19 protein-coding genes are annotated in these 23,333 nt (G+C 55.4%); 7 read left to right on the plus strand and 12 right to left on the minus strand.

Translation table 11 applies throughout. The features are described from left to right. Positions 1-9: 9 nt before the first annotated feature. From OOT55_RS17195 to OOT55_RS17205, 3 genes are all read left to right on the plus strand, one after another. A complete protein-coding gene (locus OOT55_RS17195) occupies positions 10-1,479 on the plus strand; it encodes a complex I subunit 4 family protein (protein ID WP_062816629.1) in 1,470 nt (489 codons plus the stop codon). Further along, a complete protein-coding gene (locus tag OOT55_RS17200; RefSeq protein WP_265367052.1) occupies positions 1,479-2,843 on the plus strand; it encodes an NADH-quinone oxidoreductase subunit N in 1,365 nt (454 codons plus the stop codon). The genes OOT55_RS17195 and OOT55_RS17200 overlap by 1 nt, the downstream gene beginning before the upstream one ends. A gap of 70 nt (positions 2,844-2,913) precedes the next feature. Continuing rightward, positions 2,914-3,372, plus strand: coding sequence for an ATPase (locus tag OOT55_RS17205; protein WP_265367053.1), 459 nt, complete (start codon positions 2,914-2,916; stop codon positions 3,370-3,372). An 88-nt stretch (positions 3,373-3,460) separates the two neighbouring features. Here OOT55_RS17205 and OOT55_RS17210 read toward each other — a convergent pair whose 3' ends face one another. The 12 genes from OOT55_RS17210 to OOT55_RS17265 form a co-directional block, all read right to left on the minus strand. After that, on the minus strand, positions 3,461-4,738 hold the full coding sequence (locus tag OOT55_RS17210) for a hypothetical protein (protein WP_265367054.1): 1,278 nt from the start codon (positions 4,736-4,738) through the stop codon (positions 3,461-3,463). 215 nt (positions 4,739-4,953) lie between these two features. Next, positions 4,954-6,636 (minus strand): BCCT family transporter, encoded by a 1,683-nt coding sequence (locus OOT55_RS17215; protein WP_265367055.1) that lies wholly within the window; start codon positions 6,634-6,636, stop codon positions 4,954-4,956. Positions 6,637-6,699: 63 nt separating this feature from the next. Continuing rightward, complete coding sequence (locus OOT55_RS17220; RefSeq protein WP_089034384.1) at positions 6,700-6,981, minus strand: DUF5676 family membrane protein; 282 nt, start codon at positions 6,979-6,981, stop codon at positions 6,700-6,702. Between the two features lie 702 nt (positions 6,982-7,683). After that, on the minus strand, positions 7,684-8,607 hold the full coding sequence (locus OOT55_RS17225; protein ID WP_265367056.1) for a DMT family transporter: 924 nt from the start codon (positions 8,605-8,607) through the stop codon (positions 7,684-7,686). Between the two features lie 6 nt (positions 8,608-8,613). Next, positions 8,614-9,504, minus strand: a complete 891-nt coding sequence (locus OOT55_RS17230; protein ID WP_322113818.1) for a ribose-phosphate pyrophosphokinase — start codon at positions 9,502-9,504, stop codon at positions 8,614-8,616. A gap of 54 nt (positions 9,505-9,558) precedes the next feature. Further along, entirely contained in the window at positions 9,559-11,073 is a 1,515-nt protein-coding gene (locus OOT55_RS17235) for a thymidine phosphorylase family protein (RefSeq protein WP_265367057.1), read from the minus strand. A gap of 23 nt (positions 11,074-11,096) precedes the next feature. Continuing rightward, positions 11,097-11,462: a hypothetical protein gene (locus tag OOT55_RS17240; RefSeq protein ID WP_008930132.1), complete on the minus strand. Its 366-nt coding sequence runs from the start codon at positions 11,460-11,462 to the stop codon at positions 11,097-11,099. Further along, positions 11,459-11,734 (minus strand): DUF2933 domain-containing protein, encoded by a 276-nt coding sequence (locus OOT55_RS17245; RefSeq protein ID WP_008930133.1) that lies wholly within the window; start codon positions 11,732-11,734, stop codon positions 11,459-11,461. The genes OOT55_RS17240 and OOT55_RS17245 overlap by 4 nt, the downstream gene beginning before the upstream one ends. A gap of 49 nt (positions 11,735-11,783) precedes the next feature. Continuing rightward, positions 11,784-14,288 (minus strand): heavy metal translocating P-type ATPase, encoded by a 2,505-nt coding sequence (locus tag OOT55_RS17250; protein WP_265367058.1) that lies wholly within the window; start codon positions 14,286-14,288, stop codon positions 11,784-11,786. Next, positions 14,278-14,403 carry a hypothetical protein gene (locus OOT55_RS17255; protein WP_265367059.1) on the minus strand — a complete coding sequence of 42 codons (126 nt, stop codon included), beginning with the start codon at positions 14,401-14,403 and terminating at the stop codon, positions 14,278-14,280. The genes OOT55_RS17250 and OOT55_RS17255 overlap by 11 nt, the downstream gene beginning before the upstream one ends. Continuing rightward, positions 14,404-15,024, minus strand: a complete 621-nt coding sequence (locus OOT55_RS17260; protein WP_265367060.1) for a methyltransferase family protein — start codon at positions 15,022-15,024, stop codon at positions 14,404-14,406. It abuts the gene before it with no gap. Between the two features lie 51 nt (positions 15,025-15,075). Continuing rightward, positions 15,076-15,504: a MerR family transcriptional regulator gene (locus OOT55_RS17265; RefSeq protein WP_265367061.1), complete on the minus strand. Its 429-nt coding sequence runs from the start codon at positions 15,502-15,504 to the stop codon at positions 15,076-15,078. A gap of 933 nt (positions 15,505-16,437) precedes the next feature. On the opposite strand from OOT55_RS17265, the gene OOT55_RS17270 reads away from it, so the two are divergent. From OOT55_RS17270 to OOT55_RS17285, 4 genes are all read left to right on the plus strand, one after another. Then, a complete protein-coding gene (locus tag OOT55_RS17270; RefSeq protein WP_265367062.1) occupies positions 16,438-16,980 on the plus strand; it encodes a DUF411 domain-containing protein in 543 nt (180 codons plus the stop codon). A gap of 86 nt (positions 16,981-17,066) precedes the next feature. Next, positions 17,067-18,305, plus strand: coding sequence for a TolC family protein (locus tag OOT55_RS17275; RefSeq protein ID WP_265367063.1), 1,239 nt, complete (start codon positions 17,067-17,069; stop codon positions 18,303-18,305). 11 nt (positions 18,306-18,316) lie between these two features. Beyond that, positions 18,317-19,984, plus strand: coding sequence for an efflux RND transporter periplasmic adaptor subunit (locus tag OOT55_RS17280; RefSeq protein WP_265367064.1), 1,668 nt, complete (start codon positions 18,317-18,319; stop codon positions 19,982-19,984). After that, entirely contained in the window at positions 19,977-23,099 is a 3,123-nt protein-coding gene (locus OOT55_RS17285) for an efflux RND transporter permease subunit (protein ID WP_265367065.1), read from the plus strand. Before OOT55_RS17280 ends, OOT55_RS17285 begins: the two co-directional genes overlap by 8 nt. The last annotated feature ends 234 nt before the right edge of the window (positions 23,100-23,333 follow it).

Here is a 23,333-nt window from a genome sequence, read left to right on the forward strand (position 1 = left end):
GCCATACTCATGCTACCAGTTGTATCACTTACTCTGTTTTTGCCGCTCGCCGGTGCCGTCCTGATTCTGGCCCTTCCGAGGCCAACGGCGCGAACCGTACACAGCATTGGTATTGGCACCGCCGGTTTAACTCTGGTCGGCGCGCTGGCCATGTGGCTGGAGGGAGTGAGTGGCGCGGGCTTTTCCCAAGTCGAAGAGCTCGAATGGATTCCGGCCATCGGTGCCGCCTACCGGGTCGGGGTGGATGGTATCAGCCTGCCCTTAGTGCTGCTGAGTGCCATGCTGTTTTTGGTGGCGTTCATCTATGCTTCGTCGCTGCGCGAGCGCCCGCGCGCCTACGTGGCTTTGGTTCTACTTCTGGAAACTGCGGCTATCGGCACCTTTACCGCCCTCGACGGAATTCTGTTCTATGTGTTCTTCGAAGTCTCCCTAGTGTCGATGTATTTCATGATTGCCGGCTGGGGGCATGAGGACCGGCAGCGGGCGGCTCTGATGTTCTTTATCTACACGCTTCTGGGCAGCCTGCCGTTATTGCTCGCCATCCTGGGGCTTTACCTCGGCAGTCCCGATCCCAGCTTCGACATGCGCGCCTGGATCGCTAATCCACCGCTTGAAGGGGCCGCGGCCATGTGGGCGTTGGTCGCCATGCTGGTTACTTTCGCGGTCAAGATCCCCGCCGTACCGCTGCACACTTGGTTACCTGCCGCCCACGTTCAGGCGCCGACTATCGGCAGTGTCATCCTGGCCGGCATCATGCTGAAATTTGGAACCTATGGGCTGGTTCGCTTCGCCCTACAAATGACTCCGGAGGCGTTCCGCGAAGCCGGCGTCGTTGTTTTGGTTTTCGGTGTCATCGGCGCGCTCTATGGCGCCTTCGCCGCTCTGGCGCAGACCGATCTCAAGCGCCTGGTGGCCTATACCTCGATCAACCACATGGGCTATGTGATCATCGGCGTCGCCGTGGCCGCACTGACCCTAGACCCCTCAGTGCGTGCCACCGCCCTCGATGGCGCCGTCCTGCAGATGTTCAGTCACGGCCTGGTGACCGGTGCATTGTTCTTCCTGGTGGGCATGATTCAGGAGCGTGCGCATACTCGGGAAATGGGTGAATTCGGTGGCCTACTTAAAACGGTTCCGCTGCTGGGCTGGTCATTTATGCTGGCAGCCTTCGCGTCCCTTGGTCTGCCTGGTCTGGCGCACTTTCCGGCCGAGTTCCAGATATTTCTCAGCACTCTGGGCACTGTGCCCGCCGCTGTTGTCGCGATACTGGGCATCGCGATCATTGCCGGCACTTTTCTCAAGGCAATCCGCGAAACCTTCCTTGGCGAGCCCCAGCAACGCTGGCATAGCATGCCCGACCTGAGCGTGCGGGAACTGCTCGCCGTGGCGCCACTGCTGGTGCTTACCCTAGTTACCGGGGTGGCGCCGTCCTGGGTGCTGGACATCATTCATCGGACGACCTCGGCGTTGGTGCTGTAATGGGTCATGACCTTGCGTTACTAATTCCCGAAATAGCCGTTCTGTTAACGGCGGTCGGTGCACTGATTGCGGAAATGCTGCGCTGGCCGCGCGTTGCCTTGGCGGTTGCCATCGTGGGCCTGTTCATCGCCACGGGCTTGACCTTGAGTATGCTGGGCACCGACGCCGCCGTGTTCGGGGGCAGCTTCCGAATCGACACGCTCAGTATTTGGGCCAAACTTATCCTGTTGCCCGCCACCGTGCTTTCCCTGTTGCTGGCGCGCGTGGATGTGCGAGGCACCGTTCGTGAGGGCACGGTCTACAGCTTGCTGTGCTTTGCCACTTTTGGTGCACTCGTTCTGGCCGGAAGCGGCGATATGATGTTTCTAGTGCTGGGCGTCTTGTTGACCAGCCTGGCCAGCTTCGCGCTGGTGGCCTACCCGGACGATGACCCGGCCACCGAAGCCGCCATGAAATACTTTGTATTCGGCTCGGTTACCGGCGCGGTGATGGTCTTTGGCTTGAGTTACTGGTTCGGCGCCGCTGGCTCCACGCTGCTCTCTGATCTCGCGCGCGCCGACGCCATGCCGCTAGCCGCCATCCTCGGCCTGGTGACGGCGATTGTCGGCCTCGGCTATAAGGCGTCATTGGTTCCGTTTCATTTCTGGGTGCCAGACGCTTATCAAGGCGGGCCCTTATCGATAGCCGCCTACCTGTCTGTGGTGCCCAAAGTGGGCGCTCTGTTCGCGCTAACCCAAGTGCTTCGAGACCTGCCCATGGAGAGCGGTTGGCCCGCAGTTATTGCGGGGCTGGCGGTACTGAGTATGACGTACGGCTACCTCGCCGCATTGGCGCAGGATAATGTCGTTCGGCTGTTGGCTTACTCATCAATTGCGCAGTCCGGTTACTTCCTGCTGGGCATTTTGGCCGTGGGCTCAAGCTCGCTTGCCTTGCCATCGATCATTCTATTCGCCGCCGCCTACGCGGCCATGAACCTGGGTGCCTTCGCCATTGTTGCTATGGTCGGACGCACCTTGACCGATTTCAATGGCCTGGGGCGCAACAGGCCATTAATGGGGATCGCAATGGTGCTATTTCTGCTGTCGTTGGTCGGCATTCCGCCACTTGCTGGTTTCGTGGGCAAGTTCCTGATTTTTGCGGCTGTCATAGATGCCCAATTCACGTGGCTGGCGGTGGTGGGGATTGTCAATAGTGTGCTTTCGCTGGCGGTGTATTTGCGCATTATTGTACCCATGTACCGGCAAGGGGAGGCGGCTCCGAATGCCCCCGAATATTGGCTGAGCATGGTGGCGATAACCGCGCTTTCAGGCACGGTCATCATCGGGTTGGCTGCGCAGTTCTTCCTTGTGGTTCCGATGACGTAATGGCATTCCTAGTACCATGGTCGCTGACGTTTTAAGCGACGTATTTTTAAATTCAGACAAGAGGTTTAGCATGAAAGTTGAAACTATTTTTGACCTGATTGAATGGAGCCGAAAGTTGCACGGGAGCCTGGCAAAGTGCCTGTCTCATTGCGCTCCGCTTCATCAAAATGAACGCGCTTCTCTGCTGCTTGAGTATCTGGCCTCGCACGAAGCGGAAATAGAGAAAATAGTGGCAGGGTTTGAACAGCAGGCTGATCCCAGGGCAGCTCGCACTTATGTGTACGATTACATGCCGCACAATCCTATTACCACCCACCTGGATTGCGACGATCACTACGCCAAAATGGATGCCACTTCAATAGAGACGGAAGTGGTCGATTTCCACGAACAAATCATCAGTCTTTACCGAACGCTTATCGAAAAGGCAGAAATACCCGAGGTCACAGAACTGGTGCAGTCATTGCTGGATATGGAAGAGCATGAAACCAAGCGCTTGGTACGGCAGATAGGGCGCATGGATGACATGTAAGTAAAATAGGGCTATCCGTTTTTGCTGGAGTCAGCGCGCGGAGGCCGCTGCCGGCCCGGTACTTCTTGGCGGGCGGAAATGTCTCCCGCTAGGTTTGCTTGAGGAGAACTGGTGCAAAGCCACCACCTGGGGTGCGAAAATTGGTGGTCTGGCCCCGATACAAGCGCGCCGCCGCCAACAGCAGCTCGCCGCGATAGGTATATAGACGTACGTCGACCTTGAGCATTTCCCTCTCGTCATCGACCATCACCAGGCGTTCTGAAGGTGGCACATAGGTCTGCGCGATGTAGTCGCTTTCTAGAATTCGGGCAAAGGCGCTTTTTGTGAGTTTGCTGCCTTTGTAAACTCCTTTGCTGCCATGACCCGCTACAGGTTTGAAAAACAATTGCCGTCGCTGCCGCCAGAGTTCTTCGCCATTGGCGGCATCGACTAACTGGGTGCGCGGAATACTTTGGCGAAGCAATTCGGCGTTCTCAGCGCTCAGGCCCCACTCCCTCAAGGTCGTTTGATCTGACAGAACAGCCAAATTGCGTTTGTTCGCGAACAGTGCGTGAATGTGGGGGTTGGGGGTTATAACAGCGCCTCCCTCCGACCAGGCCGCGCGTAAGGTGGCGTGACCGGGGGCTTCGAGTCCGAAGTCCACCAACCGATTGTACACCAGATCGATTCGTTTGCCGTTGCCGTACAGCACTCCGTTATTAAGCTGAAAATCTTTGGGGGACAGAATGTGGGTCTCGATTCCGCCCCTCTGCAGCAACCTCTGAGCGAGCCTGAATTCCGGATAGAGGTACTGTTCCTCTGGCTGATCATCGACGATCGCGATTGTCTCCAGGCGTCTGCTGCCGCGCTGGGCGCGCCATTCGCTTTCGAACTGACGGATCACCTCGCGGTCAAAGTCCTCGGTCCAGAGTTCATTGGTCGCACCGCCACAGCATCGTTTTTGGGCACGGACAAGAATCGCATTGAGAAACGCACCTCCGGCATTGGTGTTAATCTCGATTAGACGTGGTCCATCGTCGCCAAGATGGAAGTCATAGCCCATAAAGGCACCAGCGGGACCGGGGTCGAGCCGTGCTGTCGATGGTGCCCAGGACAACACCTTCTCTCGATAGTCGGAGAGCGCAGCGGCCGCTTCCAATGCGCGAACCAAGGCCTGCATCTTGGCCAGATCTTGGTCGGGAACAAAGACAGCAACGTTGGAGAAAAGTTGATGCCAGGCCTCGCTGGACAAAATATCCTCGGCGCCTTCACCCAGTTGATGGGCGATATCCTGAGCTACCGCTGGCCGATCGAGAGTGACGCAGGAACAACTTTGGTTGAGTCTTTTTGCCTCTGCCTGCTGTGAAGTTTCATTAGTTGGGTGCACAGGTCATACCAAATGATCGTAGGTTTACGAAAGTTCTCGGGATTGTAGCAAAATGCGCTGTACTTGGGCCATGGAAACCGCTTGATGAAGCGGTGGATTTGGTAACGAGTGGTTTTTCAGTCCGCACTTTCTCAATTGGGCATTTCATCGTCCGGTACCGTAAGCCCAGGAAAGGGCGTCGGCCAGGGTAACTTGGCCCCTTGTTGGTTCACCAGCTACGTCTCTTCTATCTGGGTCGATTGTCCCGTCCGACTCAATCCCGGACATTGCTCGGGGGCGCTTGGATGGAGTTCCTCTTCTTCCTGACGCTCCGCTTCCCGCTCAGACTCTCTCAGCAGCCATTGCTCCATGCGGGCATGCATCATTGCGTTTTTCTCTTCGCGGCGCCTAATGTCTGTCGCAAGGTCTTTATGAAGAGAGAAAGCCATTAGGACCATCAGCAACATAAAAGGAAATGCGGCGACAATGGAAAGAGTGCGGAGCCCGTTCAGCCCGCCGCTCAGCAAGAGCACGGAGGCCATTAACAGCTGCAAGCAGCCCCAGAGCACTCGAACAAAGCGTGTTGGCGTTAGTACACCCTTGGAGGTGAACATGCCCAGTACGAAGGTGGCTGAGTCCGCAGAGGTGACCACAAACATCGAGACCAGTATGACCGCCAGAACAGCGGCGACCCCACCCCAAGGCAGTTGATCTAAAAGTACGTAAAGACCGGATGGAACTTCTTCTGCCACGGCATCGGCGATACCGACGCCTTCAAACAGTTCGAAATGGATGGCGGAACCACCAAAGGTTGAGAACCACAGCATGCTCAAGGCGACGGGAATGACCATTACCCCCATGACGAACTCCCGAATGGTTCTTCCCCTTGATATTCGGGCGATAAAACTCCCCACGAAGGGCGCCCAGCTTAACCCCCATGCCCAGTAAAACATGGTCCACTGCTCCACCCACTTTTCGTCGGAGTGGGGGGCGGTTACCAGGCTCATTTCGATGAGGTTTCCGAGATACTCGCCAAGCGTTTGGGTGAGCTCACCAAAAATAAAGGCCGTGGGTCCCGTGACCAGGACGAAGAGCAGGAGGCCGCTCGCGATTACAAGGTTGGCGTTACTGAGATGGCGTATGCCCTTGTCGAGTGGCGTCATGGCCGATATGGTAAAAAGCGTTGCAAGCCCTCCCAGGATCATAAACTGCGATGTGGTCGAGTAATCCATTACACCCAGCCGGGAGAGGCCGCTATTGACCTGCAGCGCGCCAAGCCCCAGAGTCGTTGCAACCCCGAACAAGGTGGATACTACCGCCAGAATATCGATGGCTTTTCCCCAACCGCGGTCTACTCGCTCTCCCAACAGGGGGCGGAATGTTTCGCTGATCAAACCATAGCTATTGTGGCGAAAACGGACATAAGCGATAGCCAGACCCACAAGGGTAAAGTTGGCCCATTGGTGAAAACCCCAGTGAAAGAACGAGTAACGCATGCCCAGCTGCGCCGCCTCTACGCTGCGCGGCTCGGCAAGGCCCAGGGGCGGAACGTTCAAGTGCATGATGGGTTCCGCCACGCCCCAGAACACCAGTCCAACGCCCATGCCCCCCGAGAAAATCATGGCCAGCCAGCTGGTGAAGGAGAACTCCGGCAACTCGTTCTCCTGGCCCAGGCGGAGGTTTCCGAACCTGGAGAACGCCAGGAAAAAGATAAATAGTACAAAGCCGGTGGTTGCCATCAAGTACATCCAACCAACATTTTTGGCGGTTGCATCGAGGACTTTCTGGGCGATTGCTTCAACAGTTTCCGGCTGAAGGGCAGAGGTGACGACAAAGGCGGTAATAATGAGTAGTGAGGTGTAGAAAACCACCCCGACATCACCGAGGTGTCTCTTCAGGAAAGTTGTTAATCGGTTCATAAATAGCTCACCAGACAGTTCTCACGTTTCTACCCGTTTCGACGTAGGATCCATTAAAAATAATCATTGTCTCTCTTTTGAGAACCAGCGATACAAAGACACAAACAGAGCCGCGATGTACCAACCGTACAAATAGGCTTCAACTAATCCAATTAAAAATCCCGACCACGTAAGCCATTCGAAGCCGGGCAATAAAGGCGCCCAAGCTTCGTACATACGCATCTGCGCCGGGGCGAGCAGGCCAAAGCCTACGCACAGCAGATAGCTGATTACTAACAGAACTGACAGGGTGTTGCCTAGCGGAATAGTCCGCAAACTGGTATTCACTGCGGTAGATTGGTTCATGGCTCGTTTCCTCTTCTCGTTATAGAAATTCTGAATTCTTTGCCTTAAACAACCTTGTGTCGGCGATTTTGTCTGCTCAGTTTTTGACCGGCGTAAGCGCTTGTGCCGGCGCAGAGAGCCAGTGCTCTTATGCAGCTAAACCGCACGACTGGATCGAATTGCCATGCAGCCAAGCATATGTCTGTGCGACAGCCACATTATCAGTGGCGGGAGAATAATCCACTGCAGAAGTGGAGCTAGCCCCACGCCTAACAGCGGTATGACCGGCATTGAGTCTGCGTATGTCCACCGCTCTAGCGGGCCAGTCGCCAGCCATTCCATGACGATGGTCACGAGAAGTGCCGCAACCAGAAGGGTGATAGCAGGCTTTCGTTTTCCCTCGAGGAGCCATCGACGGTGTCCAAAGACTATTGAGGAAAACCAGAAGCTGGCCAGTAGAATCAGCACATCGCCGCCGGTAGCCTGTATACACAGCCAAACCACTGAGCCGTGAGACGAATTCGCCATACCCATGAACCAGGGTACTTGAAGCATCTCCCATAAAAAGTTTGTCAAAAAACCAAATCCCGCCAGGGGGAGTTCCGGCAAGACTACGGATAATCGGCTGGTGGGTGCTTCTTGGCGCATTCGTTCTATCACATTTTACTCCTGTTACGGGGTTTTCCACTCCATCTGTATAGTAAGGAGGCAGGACTCTAGCGACTAAGGCGGTGTTGCGCTCTCGTCGGCGGCTGCCACTGCCACGGCACCTCTCCCTTGCATCATGGCTATACCGACAATGACAACAATTATTCCAAGAATTTGGACGGGTTGGAGTCGCTCTTCAAAGAATATAAATCCAATTAGCAACCCAAGTGCCGGGGTTAGAAAGCTGAAGACGTTCAATCGGTTTAAGGGTGCGCGGGCCAGCAGGGCGAACCATAAATACATCATGGCGGCTGTCGCCAGAGCGGATAGAATGAGCAGGGAACCGGTGAACCGAAATGTCCACCGAATTTCCCACTGTTCGCCGCCCACCGCGGATGCAAGCAAGAGTATTCCGCCGCCTATTAATAACTGGACGGCCATGGGTGCGGCAACTGATCCCCCGGCACGCTTCTTTAATAAAATGTTGCCGATGGCTATTCCGATGGCGCCCACAAGAACCCAGGTAATTCCCCATAGATAACCGGCATTGTTATTGTCGAATCCGGACCAAGAAAGCAAGGTGACGCCCAAAAAACCTATGACAAGTCCGGCTATGCCCTTGGTCTTCAACGTTTCTCCGAGCCAAGCGGCGGCGATCGCTGCGGCAATCAGGGGCTGAGTACTTGCCAGGACAGTTGCCAGTCCCGGTGATAGGTGTCCTGCTGCTAGAAACATTCCGCCAAATCCCATCGCTGTATAGGACAATCCGATTAAGCTCAACAGCCCCAGGTCTCGGGGGCTAAAAGGGTAAGGCTCGCGCCGCCGCTGAACCAAGTGAACCGCGAAGAGCAGCCCTCCCGCAAGAAAAGCGCGCAAGGCAGCAAACAGCAAGGGGGGAGCGTCCGGCAGCCCCGTCACGATGAAAGGAAAACAGATGGCCCAGAGCAGTACAACTACCACCATCCAAGCAACGTTCGCGGCTTTTGATTGAGTCTTCATAGCGAATCAAGCCAACTCGCGGATACTGGTGGCCAGAAGGCCTCCGATATTGATGGCGTTGCTGGGATGTGAGATCGTATTACAACTGACCAGTCGAGCTGATTTTTCAATTAGCTCCATATCGGCTCCTTCCGCAAAGATTCCGTGAACGCCGATGCAGACCACTTTCGGCAGCCCAAGGCGATTAAGGTGAGCCATGGTTTCCAGCATGGTATGGCCGCTGGAGATAATGTCATCGACCAGTACCGGAGTGTGATTCAGCCATTGCTCAAGGTGAGGCACACTGATCTCGACCTCACGGTCGCCACGTCGGGTTTTACTCAATACGGTAAAGGGCACACCTGCCTGCTTTGCCACCGCAGTGACCCATTGCTCGCTCTCGCTGTCGGGGCCGATCAACACCGGATTGTCGACGATGGTGGCGATCCACTCCGCAATTACTGGCGCTGCGTGAGCGACCTGGGTGGGAATACCGTAGATTTCCGACAAATTATGGTAGCGGTGCAGGTGAGGATCAACGGTGACCAGCGCTGAAAAGTAGCGGGACAACAATTGCGCGAAGTAACGCGATGTCACACCCTCCCCGCCGTGAAAGCGCTTGTCCTGGCGCATGTACGGAAGGTAGGGCGCCACCAGCAGAATCTCCTTGGCACCGAGGTCCCTGAGTGTTTCGGCCAGCAGGAGTAAAGGCAGGGTTCGGTGATCAGGTTGATAAAGGTCCGCCAGCACCACCACATTGAGGTCTTTAACCTCATCCAGCACCCGCACATAGCTTTCGCCATCGGGGAAGTGGCGCATGTCGAACTGACCCTCGCGAAGATCCAGCGACCCGCAAAGGGTTAGAGCAAGTTCATTGTTGCTATGAAGGTTGAATAACATATTCCAACGGATTGTCATGCCTGGTCCTTTTTTAAAATCAATGAGCGGTATTGGGCGCGAATTGAGAAGGCCTTATGACGGATATTCAGAGATAGAAATAACGTCGGGACGACTGCGTAAGTACTCCAGCGCGTAGGCAAGCTCTCCTGCGGACTCGGCATGCAAGGTAAACAGAGGTTGGCCGGCCTCGACCCAGTCGCCGAGGCGTACATGTAAGTCGAGTCCCGAAGCTGGGGTGGCTGGCGCGCCGGCGAGCTTGGCTATGCGTGCCAGTAGACGGTTGTCGATGGCGGTAATAAAGCCATGACGACTTGCTGGCACCGGCTGAGTCTGAGCCGCCACCGGCAGTGAGCGCATGCCGCCCTGGGCTTCGCAAATAGCTCGAAATTTTTGCCAGGCCCGACCACTGGCTAGGGACTGCGCGGCCAGATTGACGCCGCTGCCTTCTTCGACAAGCCCGGCAAGCTCGAAAATCGCACCGGCCAGTTGGATAGACCGATCCCTGAGGTCCGCAGATGCGCCCTCCTTGTTTTGTAGCACCGCGAGAACATCTCGGGCCTCCAGGGCAGGACCTATGCCTCGTCCGACTGGCTGACGACCGTCGGTGATGACCGTCCGAACAGTCAGCCCGATCACTTCCGCGGTCTCGCGCAGCAGCGTTGCTAAACGCTGGGCGTCCTCTTCACTGCGGACCTTGGCTGTGGGACCGACCGGAAGGTCGAGCACGACATGGGTTGCACCAGCGGCGGCTTTCTTGGACAGCACCGATGCAACAAGTTGTCCCTCGCTGTCGAGATCGATCGCTCGTTCGATACGAATCAGAATGTCATCGGCAGGGCTCAAGGAGACGGCACCGCCCCAGGCGATGCAGCCGCCTTCCTGCTCCACGACGCGCTGCATGTCGTCAATGGAAAGGGCGACCGGCGCTAAGGTTTCCATTGTGTCGGCGGTGCCTGCCGGCGAGGTGATCGCCCGCGAGGAGGTCTTCGGCATGATCAAACCCTCTGCAGCCACCATCGCTACCACAATAGGCGTGGTTCTGTTGCCGGGCAGGCCACCGACGCAGTGCTTGTCCACGACCATATCGCGATGCCAATCAAGGCGTTCCCCCGCGTTTATCATGGCCCGAGTCAAGCCGGCGGTCTCGGTCCGGTTTAATCCACGACTGGCGCACGCGGTCAGGAAGGTGGCCAGCTCCACGTCGGTATAAAACCCTTTGCAGATGTCCGATATGATGGCGTCAAGCTGTGTGTCTTCCAGTGGTTCTCCATAGATCTTGGCGCGCACCGAACTCATGGATTCTACCGTAGGAGCGTGAACAAAACCGGCGAGTTCGCCAGGCTGGGGGGCAAGGGTGTGCCAAGCGGATTCCGACAGCCCGAATTCATCCGGCGCAAGCCAGTCTCCATGTATGACGTTGAGACTAGCCAAAACGCTTCGCTCGCCAATGTTGACTTGTACTCGGCTTTGAGCATTGAATCCTTCCGAGTGGCAGACGTGGCAATCATTGCGCATATAGACCACCAGCTCTTGATGGCTATCGATACCCAGTCGGCGCGGTTTCAGTAGGTAATGCTCTTCGGTCATCAAGGGCCCTTTTAATGGCGTCTCTATTTTCGATTGTGCGGAGGTACTCGGTGGCAACTCCAGGGTTCATGTTGGGCGTTGTCTTTAACGTTTTGGTCGACGAACAGGTAATACTCCTCTTTGAAGCGCGTCCACCAATCCTGCTTGATTGGAATGCCGAACTTGATAAGGATGTCCTCCACACACTGGAGGCATAGCCGCGATGCGTCATAGGAGAAATCGAGCCGGTCGGATGTCTCGACAAAGGCGATATCATCCAAGCCATAGAGCTGATCGATTTCCGCAATGGCTTCGGTCAGTTTCTCGGTATTGATGGGTCGCTTAAGCCCGAGGTGACGGGTCACCAAGTTAACTTCCGAAACTCCCAGGCGATGCTCTTTATGCTTCATTTTCTGTCAGCCTCCTTTCGGCCTTCTTCCAGGCCGCGGCGGTAAGCTTGCTCCGTGTCCTGGTGGTTGTGTTCGCCATGCCCGCTTTCTCCGTGACCGTGCCCCTTATGCATAAAAAGGTGCATTAACGGACAGAGGAGAATGATCAGGTAGGGGAGAAACGGAAAGACGTGCGCTCCGTGCTCTACAAATAGAAAGTAAAGCGCTGCGCCAACCAACAAGATCGTCGCAAATCCGTGAAGACTGTTCCAGTAACCGGGTTTGTTAGCCATTAGGTTTCTCCTGTGCCGAGGTAGCGGTCTCTATCGGTGTGAAATCGAGTCATTTATCGACACTCAGCTTCACTCGCTTAAGAAGAATTGAATTGCCGATGACTGATAACGAGCTCACGGTCATGGCAATTACGCCGATCATGGGGTGCAGTAACCCGACGGCGGCGATGGGTATGGCGGCCACATTGTAGGCACTCGCCCAAATCAGGTTCTGAACAATTTTCCCAAAGGTGGCTCGGGAGAGGTGCATGGCTTCCACTACACCGGTCAGCTCACCGCGAACCAGAGTCACATCGGCCGCCTCAATGGCCACATCAGCGCCGGCACCTATGGCAATACCCACGTTTGCCTGTTTCAGCGCTGGCGCATCATTGATGCCATCGCCGACCATGGCGACATGATTGCCATGCTTTTTCTGCAGCTGACGAATTGCATCCACCTTGCCTTCCGGAAGTACCCCGGCCTGCACTTCGTCGATACCCACCTCCTCGGCAACAGCGCGCGCCGCACGTTCGTTGTCGCCGGTGATCATCACCACATGCAAGCCCAAGTCATGCATGCCGCGAATCGCGGCTACCGACTCCCCCTTGATGGTATCCGCCACCGCGACAATGCCACACGCTTGCCCATCAACCGCGACCAGTACGGCGGTGCGCCCGCGTCCCTCCAGATTGTCCAATTCTTGGTCCAAGGCCTCTAGACCGCTTATTCCTTCTTCGTTCAGCAGTTTGCGGTTGCCAATCAGTACCATCGTATCATCGACTCTGCCGGAAACGCCGCGCGCGCCAGTGGAACGAAATTCTTTGACCTCCCCCGGGCTCACCTGACGCTCGCGGGCGCCTTCGACAATGGCGCGGGCAATGGGGTGCTCAGAGGCATTTTCCACCGTCGCGGCCCACTGCAGCAGTTGTTGTTCTGTGACATTGTTGGCCGTAACCACTTCAGTCAGTTTGGGCTCGCCCCGTGTGATAGTGCCGGTTTTATCAAGCACCATCACCTTGACGTCTTTGAAGGTTTGAATAGCCTCGCCGGAGCGAATCAGAATGCCTCGCTCGGCCCCAATACCCGAGCCCACCATCAGCGCGGTAGGCGTTGCCAAGCCCAAAGCGCAGGGGCAGGCGATAACCAGAACCGCAATGGCGGCGAGAATAGCCAGTACTGGGGTGGTCGCCGTTTGATCAACCCAGGGCAGAAAATCCGCGCCCCATGCAAGTATGGGGCGCAGGCTGTCGGCGGCAACAAACCACACCGCAAAGCTTGCCAGGGCAATCAGAATGACGATGGGCACAAAACGCCCCGTCATGCGGTCGGCGAATTCCTGAATGGGCACTCGCGAGCCTTGGGCCTGTTCTACCAGTTTGATCACCTGGGACAAAAAGGTATCGCCGCCCACCTTGGTGGCCTTGACCCGTAAACGTCCCTCTTTATTGATGGTCGCGCCAATGACGGTATCGCCCGGAGATTTATACACTGGAACCGACTCGCCGGTGGCAATCGATTCATCCAGATGGCTCTCGCCTTCTACCACTTCGCCATCCGTCGGCACCTTGTCACCGGGGCGGATCACCATGATGTCGCCCGGTTGCAGTTCCTTGACGGGAACTTCCTGCTCCTGGCCATCGCGTTCGACCCGTGCGGTCTTGGCGCCCAAGGTTAATAATTTTCGGATCGCCTGAGATGCACGGCCCTTGGCTTTGGCCTCAAGATAGCGCCCCAATAGGTGAAAGGTCATGATGGTGGCGGCCATTTCAATGAATGACGTCATGGTGACGAAAAAGCCTGCCAGGCCGATCAGGTAGGGCGGAACGCTGCCCATGGAAATCAGTACATCCATGTTGAAGGTGCGGTTGGTGAGCGAGCGCCAGGTGGACTTGTGAGTGGCTGCGCCGCCATATAGAAAAACCACCGGAAACGCCAACAGGGCCACAATCAAAAGATAGCCGGGGATCGGTTTCCAGAACATGTGCGGGATCATCAACACCATGATCAGTGTTGTCGGTATCCCGGCGATCCAAAGGCGTTTCAAAGCCTGATTCAAGTAGGCGTCTTCGATATCGGCATCCTTTTCCGCTTCATCTTCCGCTGCTTCGGAGGAGGCTTGAGCGACATCGTAGCCGGCTTTTTCAACCGCCTGTTTAAGCTGCTCAACACTCGGTCCATTGTCGGCCATTACGACGTGAACCTTGTGGTTGGCGATATTGGTATTGATGCTCTCAATGCCCTCTAGCCGCTGGAGCGATTCACGCACAATGCCCGCGCAGTGGTCGGAGCCCATGCCCGGCACGATAAGCTGGGCCTTCTTTCCCGCCCCCGAAGTGTTGGCGGCGGCGACGTCGTAGCCGGCGTTTTCCACAGCTTTGCGGAGATCGTCCAGGTCCACCGTCGAGGGGTCGTAGGTGGCTTCTACACGGTGATTAGCGATATTCGTTTTAATGTCCCCGACACTGTCAAGACGCTGTAGTGAGGTCTTTACAATACCCGCACAATGGTCCGATCCCATGCCCGGCACAGTCAGCTTAGCCACGGCGCTCGAATGTTTTGAGTCAATGTTCATTCTTTTCCCCTGTTTTTTCAGATTGCGAACGCTTTCTTCGTAGGTTCCAGCCCACCAGCGCAAAAACCACCAGAAGAACAATGCCACTAATAATGGTTGTGAATTCTAAGCTCATTCAAAACTCCTGCTGCTGCAACTTATTGAGGCGGGGAATGAACATCGGGACGTGCTGTCGATAAGCCCGATATTCATCACCAAACTGTTCCAGCATCTGCCGCTCTTCTTTCAGAGCCAGTAGCGTGTAGGCTAGGACAATTACTGGGAAGGCGATCAGCGAGACAATCGTCGGCCAGTGCACAACCCCTTCACCGAACACGATGAGAAAGAGGCCAGTGTATTGGGGGTGGCGAACAATCGCGTAAATGCCATCGGTCATTAGAGTCTCACGGCGCCGCGCTTGATGGATCCGGCGCCAGCCCTCCGCGACCAGAGTTGCTCCTACGAATACCAGGCTATAGCCGAGCAGCATGGCTATGACGTGCGCGGTAGGAGTGCCGAACAATTGCGCCCAGAGGTTGCCGCCTTCGTTCCATGCCAGATCGAGGCCGAAGAATCGGGTTAGAAAGTAGATCGTTAAAGGAAACCCGTACATTTCAGCGTAGAAGGCGATAATAAAGGCCTGCAGCACGCCAGCGCGCGTCCATTCTTTCCAGCTGGCCGGAGCTAGATATCGGTACATCAGCCATGAGACAACAACCGTGACGATAATTGCCAGACCCCAGGTTCCTACATGCATGCGCTTGTGCCTCTGTTTGTGTCAATAAGCTTTAGATATTCAATGATTGTGTCACACTGAACGTTTATCCTCCCCGCTCTCACTGAACTCCTCGATCAGATGACAGATCATGTTGCCTGTTGGCGCCCGGTCCGGTTTTGTTTCCCAATCCCTGACTGCGGAGTACATACGTTGCCGTAGTCGCTGACTATCTTGGAAGCCTTTCTCGTTCTCCTCCAGACGCTTCTGTATAAGCCCCCTAGCGAGAGGACAGGGGGATTCACCTTGATCAGCGGTTTCCAGGATTTCGGCGATATCGCTCACCGAAAAGCCGAGTTGTCTGGCGCTGAGGATAAACCTCATTCGACGCTTTTCCTTGGCACAGTACTCCTTGTAGCCATTGGACGGGTTCTTCGTAGGTTTCAGAAATCCAATACGGGTGTAGTAGCGAACAGTATCTACACTTACCCCAGTCTCATTAGCCAGTTGGTTAACACGCATAGGGTCACATCCCTTTCGTCAGCAATGTAAACAGGGTAACCTTGGGTGTTAGCTCTCATATTGATCCACGTCAAGGTCCTGCGTTAAAGACATAGGTTCAACTATCAATATCGGTATGGTTGACCTGTGTCCTGGTCACAGGTCAACTTAAAACTAGAGTTCGAAGGTTAGCCCATTTCCAGGACGTGACGAATAGATTACAAATTTGTAATCTTGACGTCATCTTTCTGTTGTTTTATTCTTCTTATTATGGTAGCTGAAAGATCTTACGCTTGGGCGACCGCCTTTTTGAGCAGGGGTGACGCGATAGACCGGTAGGGTAGAACTATTGCACCGACGCACAGGAAATATAGATCGTTCGGGAAATAGAGACATTATAGGTTATAGAGATTGTCGCCGATTCGGCACAGACAAAGGCGTGACTGGGTGAACCGGATAACAGTTGTTGTAGTTCTACTAATAATGCCGTTCTTGTGGGAGGCCTCTGCCATGGGTATGCCCCGCTATTGCACTATGGATGATGGAGCGAACGAGCTATCCACGAACTTAAAAGGTGTTGCCGAACACACTGATCACCAAGCAATGGGCCCTGTCGAGAGCGTGCAGTCTGCAGAGGGGGCGTGCTGCGATACCGATAAATCGGGGGTTGGCTGTGCGGTGGTGGGATGTGCCTTGTCAATTCAGATGTTGACTTCTTCCGTGACTACCCCGGAGTCATTGGGGACTCGTTCTGAGGCTTCAGGTTTGCGCTACCTTGCCCTTCCTCTGGCACCGATTTTCCCTTTTCTAAGACCTCCAATCGCCTGATTTCACTCAATTAATCCGTGCTAACCAAGTACTAAAGGTAATGTGCCGTCCCAAAGGGAGGCGAAGCGGCGCTGCCTTTTAATTGAAACCTGAACACGAAGTGGCGATTTGTCATGGGAGGCAAATATGCATTCATCACGCCTTAAAATTCTGATGCTGGGGTTGCTCACGCTGCCCTTGCTAGTTGCTTGTGGGAAAGTGGAGGAGAGATTCGTTAATCCTGATCGGGCCATTGGTGGCGCTGAGGTGCTCACCGTCTACAAAAGTCGAAGTTGCGGCTGCTGCAAAAAGTGGATTGACCATATAGATGTCGAGGGCTTTGAAACAGATGTCCAACACCCATCAAGCCTGAAACTCATAAAAGATCGGTATCGGATCGCACCCAATCTCCGCTCCTGTCATACCTCCGTATCGTCACAAGGCTACGTCTTCGAAGGGCATATCCCGGCGCGCTACATCCAACAGTTTCTGGCCAACCCTCCGTCTGATGCTGTGGGTCTGACTGTACCCGCCATGCCCCTTGGCAGTCCGGGGATGGAGGCTGAAGATCGGTTTAGGGCTTATCAGGTCCTGCTGATGAAAAAAGATGGCAACACCGAAGTGTTTGTCAGTGTAGAGAACCCCGCCCAGCAATATCAGCCGGGTGATCAACAGGAAGTTCAGTTATGAGAGTACTAGTCATAATGCTATCCGTTATGTCACTTGGTTTGGGCAGTGCTACAGCCCTTGCTCAGCCGGTTTCGGAATCGCTGACCTTGGAAGAAGCGGTAGCCCTCGCCGTCGAAGCAGATCCTTGGCTTGCTGGCAGCAAGCACACCCAGCAGGCGCTCAATGATGAGGCGACTGCCGCAGCGAGCTTGCCGGATCCCCGCGTGAGTCTGATGGCGGGCAATTTCCCCGTAGATAGCTTCGACATCAACCAGGAGGCTATGACTCAGTTGTCGGTGGGTGTCACGCAAATGTTCCCACGTGGTGACAGTCTGGCGCTTGCCAAACGGCAAAAACAGCAGCTTGCTGGACAGCACCCTCTGCTGAGGATAGATCGCCGCGCCAAGGTGGAAGCAACGGCCAGTCAGTTATGGCTAGAGGCCTTCAAGGCCCAGGAGAGTATCCGGTTGATCGAGCAGGATCGCGCATTGTTCGAGCAGTTGGTGGATGCCGCCGAGGCCAGCTATTCCTCGGCGCTGGGCAGGGCGCGCCAGCAGGACGTGATCCGCGCGCAGTTGGAGCTGACGCGTCTGGAAGACAGGCTGACGATGCTCAGGCAGCAACAGCAAGCCGCACAAAAGCGTCTGACCGAATGGATCGGTGCGCCTGCCACTGTCCCTTTGGCTCCGGTACTACCGACACAGTCTCTGTCCAGGCCACTGTCGGTACCGACCATTAAGCAGGCCAGCGAGCATACGCGCTACGAATGGATCCGCCATCATCCCGCGCTAAGGGCACTGGACCAGCGTATCGACGCCACGCAAACCGGCATTGACCTGGCCAAGCAGAAATACAAGCCCGAATGGGGCCTGTCGGCCCAATACGGCTCTCGCGCCCGCGATCCCATGGGGCGCGACCGGGCCGATCTGTTCTCCGTTGGCGTCACCTTCGATCTGCCCCTTTTCACCGGTAACCGGCAGGACAAGGAAGTCAGCGCCGCCGTAAATCGAACCGAGGCCATCAAAACCGAAAAGCACTTGCTTGGTCGTCGGCTAATGGCGGAACTGGAAACCGCGAGCGTACAACTGGCACGTCTCGATGAACGCCAGGCGTTATACACCGATCAGCTGTTGCCGCAAATGGCCGAGCAGGCAGAGGCTTCACTTTCGGCCTACAACAACGACGACGGCGACTTCGCCGAAGCCGTGCGTGCCCGCATTGCCGAATTGAATGCCAAGATCGACGCGCTCGCCATTGCCGTGGATCGGCAGAAGACCATCGCCCAAATCAATTACCTGCTCGCCGAGGCGTCGTTCGACGATGCACGGCCGGCGAAACCGTTTTAAAGGAGTTCAACATGAATACATTCACCAAAACCTTGCTGGGCACGGCCGTCGGCGCGCTGCTCGGCGCATCCGGCGTCTGGCTACTCGGCAACCCCGATGAGGGGGATATGACAGCAACCGGCGGTGAACGCAAGCCACTTTACTGGGTGGCGCCCATGGATCCCAACTACAAGCGCGACAAGCCTGGCAAATCGCCCATGGGCATGGATCTGATCCCTGTGTACGAGAAATCCGCCGGAGAGGATGAAGCCGGCACCGTCAAGATATCGCCCGAGGTCGTCAACAATCTCGGCGTGCGCACCGCCACGGTTGAGTCCGGGTCTCTGAATCTGGATGTCAAAACCGTCGGTTACGTGCAATACGATGAGAACCGGCTGGTGCATATCAGCCCGCGCGTGGAAGGCTGGATCGAGACGCTCCATGTCAAGGCCGCCGGGGATCCGGTCAGACAGGGCGCCCCCCTGTACACCCTCTATTCACCCACCCTGGTCAACGCCCAGGAGGAATTGTTGTTGGCGTTGAAACGCGACAATCCGGTGTTGATCGGCGCTGCCGTGGAACGGTTATTGGCATTGCAGGTGCCGCGGGCAGATATCGACCGGCTGCGTAAAACCCGCAAGGTCAGCCAGACCATCACCGTTGCCGCGCCGCAGTCCGGGGTACTGGACAATCTCGCGGTGCGTGAGGGCATGTTCGTCAAGCCTGGCTTGAGTCTGATGAGCATCGGCCAGCTAGAACACATCTGGGTGATCGGAGAGGTGTTTGAGCGCCAGGCGAATCTGGTCAGTGAGGGCGATCCCGTGCGTATGCGCTTGGACTATCTACCCGGTCGCGAGTGGTTGGGGCAGGTAGATTACCTCTATCCGTCACTCAATGCCGAAACCCGTACAGCCCAGGTCCGGGTGCACTTCCACAACCCCGACGGGTTCTTGAAACCAGGCATGTTCGCGCAGATGGTCATTGAAACCGAGGCGGGAGCGGAAACCCTGTTGATTCCACGTGAAGCCTTGATTCGTACCGGCAGTCAAGCACGCGTGGTGTTGGCACTAGGAGAGGGCAGGTTTAGATCCGTAGTCGTTGAAGTGGGGCGCGTCGGAGAGCGGCACGTGGAAATTCTGGCTGGCTTAAATGAAGGGGAGCGTGTCGTCACCTCCGCACAATTCCTGATCGACTCGGAATCCAGCAAAACCGCAGATTTGGAACGCATGACGCCGCGTCCCGACCAGAGCGAACAGGCCTCTGTTGAAGAAGACATTGAACCCTCGTCGACTTGGGTTTCCGCTCGTATTCTCAGCCTGATGCCCGATCATCGTATGGCCACTCTCGAGCACGAGCCGATACCAGATTGGGATTGGCCCGCCATGACCATGGATTTCATGGTCGAGGAAGGCGTCAGCATGGAGGATCTCGAGCCGGGGATGCGCCTGCATGTACAGATCGTCAAGGATAGCGGCGGTGACTACCGCTTGAGCCAAGTTCACATCCCCGGTGAAGGATCTTCAGGCGATACCGAATCTTCTGAAATGGACCACAGCCAGCATAAAGGGGGAGGCCAGGGCTCGATGCCGGAACCGAGCGAGAAGGGCCACGATGAGATGTCTATGCCGGACCACGACAGCATGAGCCAGGACGCCATGGAGCACGATCATCACGACAACGAGGAGCATCGTCATGATTGAGTCCATCATTCGTTGGTCCATCAGCAATCGATTTTTCGTGCTGCTGGGCACCTTGATGCTGGTGGGTGTGGGCCTCTATTCCGTGAAGAATACCCCCGTAGACGCGATCCCGGATCTATCCGACGTACAGGTCATCATTAAGACCAACTACCCCGGGCAGGCGCCGCAGGTGGTGGAGGATCAAGTCACCTATCCACTGACCACGGCCATGCTATCGGTGCCGGGCGCGGAAACCGTGCGGGGCTATTCTTTTTTTGGCGATTCCTATGTCTATGTCATTTTTGATGATGATACTGACGCCTACTGGGCCCGTTCGAGGGTGCTGGAGTATCTGTCCCAAGTGGCTCCCACACTGCCACCAAGCGCCCGGCCACAACTTGGGCCGGACGCAACCGGGGTTGGCTGGGTCTACCTCTACGCGTTGGTGGATCGCAGTGGCAAGCATGACTTGAGCCAGCTGCGCAGCCTGCAGGATTGGTTCCTGAAATACGAGCTGCAAACGGTGAGCGGCGTTTCTGAGGTATCGGCCCTTGGCGGCATGGTCAAGCAGTACCAGGTGAAGGTTAATCCGGAAAAGCTACGTGCTTTTGATATCCCGCTGTCGCATATTCAGAACGCCATTCAACGTGGCAACCAGGAGGTCGGTGCCTCAGTGGTGGAAATGGCGGAAGCAGAGTATATGGTGCGCGCCACGGGTTACATCCAAGGCGTGGAGGATCTGGGTAACATTCCCTTGGGTGTGAACGCTAACGGCGCGCCGCTGCTACTAAAAAACGTGGCTGAGATCCAGGTGGGTCCACAGATGCGCCGTGGCATAGCTGAGCTCAATGGTGAAGGTGAAACTGTGGGCGGTATCGTGGTGATGCGCTCGGGAGAAAATGCTCAAAAAACCATTGACGGCGTCAAAGAAAAGCTGGAAAAGCTCAAAAGCGGTTTGCCCGAAGGGGTAGAGATTGTCACCGTTTATGATCGTTCCGGATTAATCTCCCGGGCCGTTGACAGTTTATGGAAAAGTCTGCTCGAAGAACTTGCCATTGTGGCGCTGATCTGTGTCATTTTCCTCTTTCATGTCAGGTCATCACTGGTTGCTGTCATCAGCCTTCCGTTGGGCATTTTGACGGCTTTTATCGTGATGCATCTTCAAGGTCTGAACGCCAACATTATGTCGCTGGGCGGTATCGCGATTGCAATAGGCGCGATGATTGACGGTGCCATCGTTATGATCGAGAACATGCACAAGCACATGGAGCGGACGCCTTTGACGCCGGAAAACCGTTGGCAAGTAGTGGCGAAATCGGCTTCGGAGGTGGGCCCCGCATTGTTTTTCAGTCTGCTGATTATCACCGTAAGCTTTATTCCGGTGTTTACCCTGGAGGCCCAGGAGGGACGGATGTTCAGTCCGCTGGCATTTACTAAAACCTATGCCATGGCGGCCAGTGCGGCGCTCGCTGTTACAGTGGTTCCGGTTTTGATGGGGTATTTCATTCGAGGAAAGGTGGTCGCCGAAAGCAAGAACCCGGTAAACAGGCTACTGATTGCTGGCTATATGCCATTGCTCAAAGGCGTCTTGCGGTTCCCCAAAACCACGCTTGCAATGGCTGTTGTGATACTTTTGATTGGGATCTGGCCAGTCAATCAAATCGGCAGTGAGTTTATTCCTGACTTAGATGAGGGCGACCTGATGTATATGCCCACCACTTATCCGGGGCTGTCCATCGGAAAAGCCAGGGAGTTACTGCAACAAACCGATAAGTTGATTGCTACGGTGCCGGAAGTCAAAACCGTGTTCGGCAAGATCGGTCGTGCCGACACGGCGACTGACCCAGCGCCACTGACTATGATTGAAACCTTCATACAGCTCAAACCCAAAGACCAGTGGCGCGAGGGCATGACCACAGAGAAACTTAAAAAGGAGATGGATGCTCTAATACGATTCCCCGGCCTGACCAACGCCTGGGTGATGCCCATCAAAACCCGAATTGACATGCTGGCGACCGGCATCAAAACGCCGGTAGGTATTAAAGTGGCGGGCGAGGACTTGAAAGAAATCCAGGCCATTGGCCAGCAGTTGGAACAAGTCCTTAAAGATGTGCCCGGAACCGCCTCGGTTTACTCTGAGCGGGTGGCCGGTGGTCGCTATATCAAGGTGGATATTCAGCGGGAACAGGCGGCACGCTATGGCCTGAATATTGCCGATGTGCAGCAGGTGGTGGCTACCGCCATTGGGGGAATGAATGTGTCGCAGACGATTGAGGGGCTTGAACGCTATCCGATCAATTTGCGTTACCCGCAGCATTACCGGGACTCGCCGGAACAATTGGCATTGCTGCCCATTGTTACGCCCGCCGGAGAGCGTATTGCACTTGGCGATGTGGCAAAGGTATATGTAGAGGAAGGCCCCCCGGCAATCAAGAGTGAAAATGCACGGCTCAACGGCTGGACTTTTGTGGATATCGAAGGCGTGGATGTAGGCACTTACGTTGAGCAGGCCATGGTGACCGTTCAGGAACAACTGGATTTGCCGGCGGGCTATTCGGTAACCTGGTCCGGCCAGTATGAATATATGCAGCGCGCCAAGGAGAAGATGACCTATGTAATACCGCTGACTTTGGCTATTATCATCATACTGCTGTACATGAACTTCAGGAGCTTCGCTGAAGTAGCCATAATTCTAGGAACCTTGCCGCTTGCTGTAATCGGGTCCATCTGGTTAATGTTCCTTTTGAATTTCAATTTCTCTGTAGCTGTGGCGGTCGGGTTTATCGCTCTCGCGGGTGTCGCGGTAGAAATTGGCGTCATTATGCTGACCTATCTCAATCAGTCGTACAGTCAATTCGTAAGTGATTGCAAAGAGAAAGGAGCGCCATTCCGTCGAGAGGAACTAATTCAAGCCGTGACACACGGAGCTGGGCTACGTGTCAGACCAGTGATGATGACGGGGGTTTCCACTATTGCTGGCTTGCTGCCCATTATGTTTAGCTCTGGTACAGGTGCAGAAGTTGTTAGCCGAATTGCGGCTCCAATGGTAGGCGGTATGTTGAGCGCGATGGTTCTGACTCTGCTGGTGTTGCCGGTTGTGTATTACCTTTGGAGAGGGTATTCGCTAAAAAGTTAGGATGAACTGCCTGACTCTGTTTTGAGAGGGCATTAGTTACTAATCGAGGTTAGCGTAGGGTGCGTAGAAAAATAAGTGAATTCGGCTGGCGGTCATCGGCTGATCGAACGGACTATAAAGGACGTTGTCTGTCAAGCCGCCGGTCATCTGATAACAGTGCGCTCTTTAGTGGGCTGGTACCCACGGAGGGATACCGGTTTTGAGCTATGGGTTTTCTTGTGGTAGTATTCAGGG

Origin of the sequence: Marinimicrobium sp. C6131, assembly GCF_026153455.1 — a bacterium.
In the GTDB taxonomy this organism is placed as follows: Bacteria; Pseudomonadota; Gammaproteobacteria; order Pseudomonadales; family Cellvibrionaceae; genus Marinimicrobium.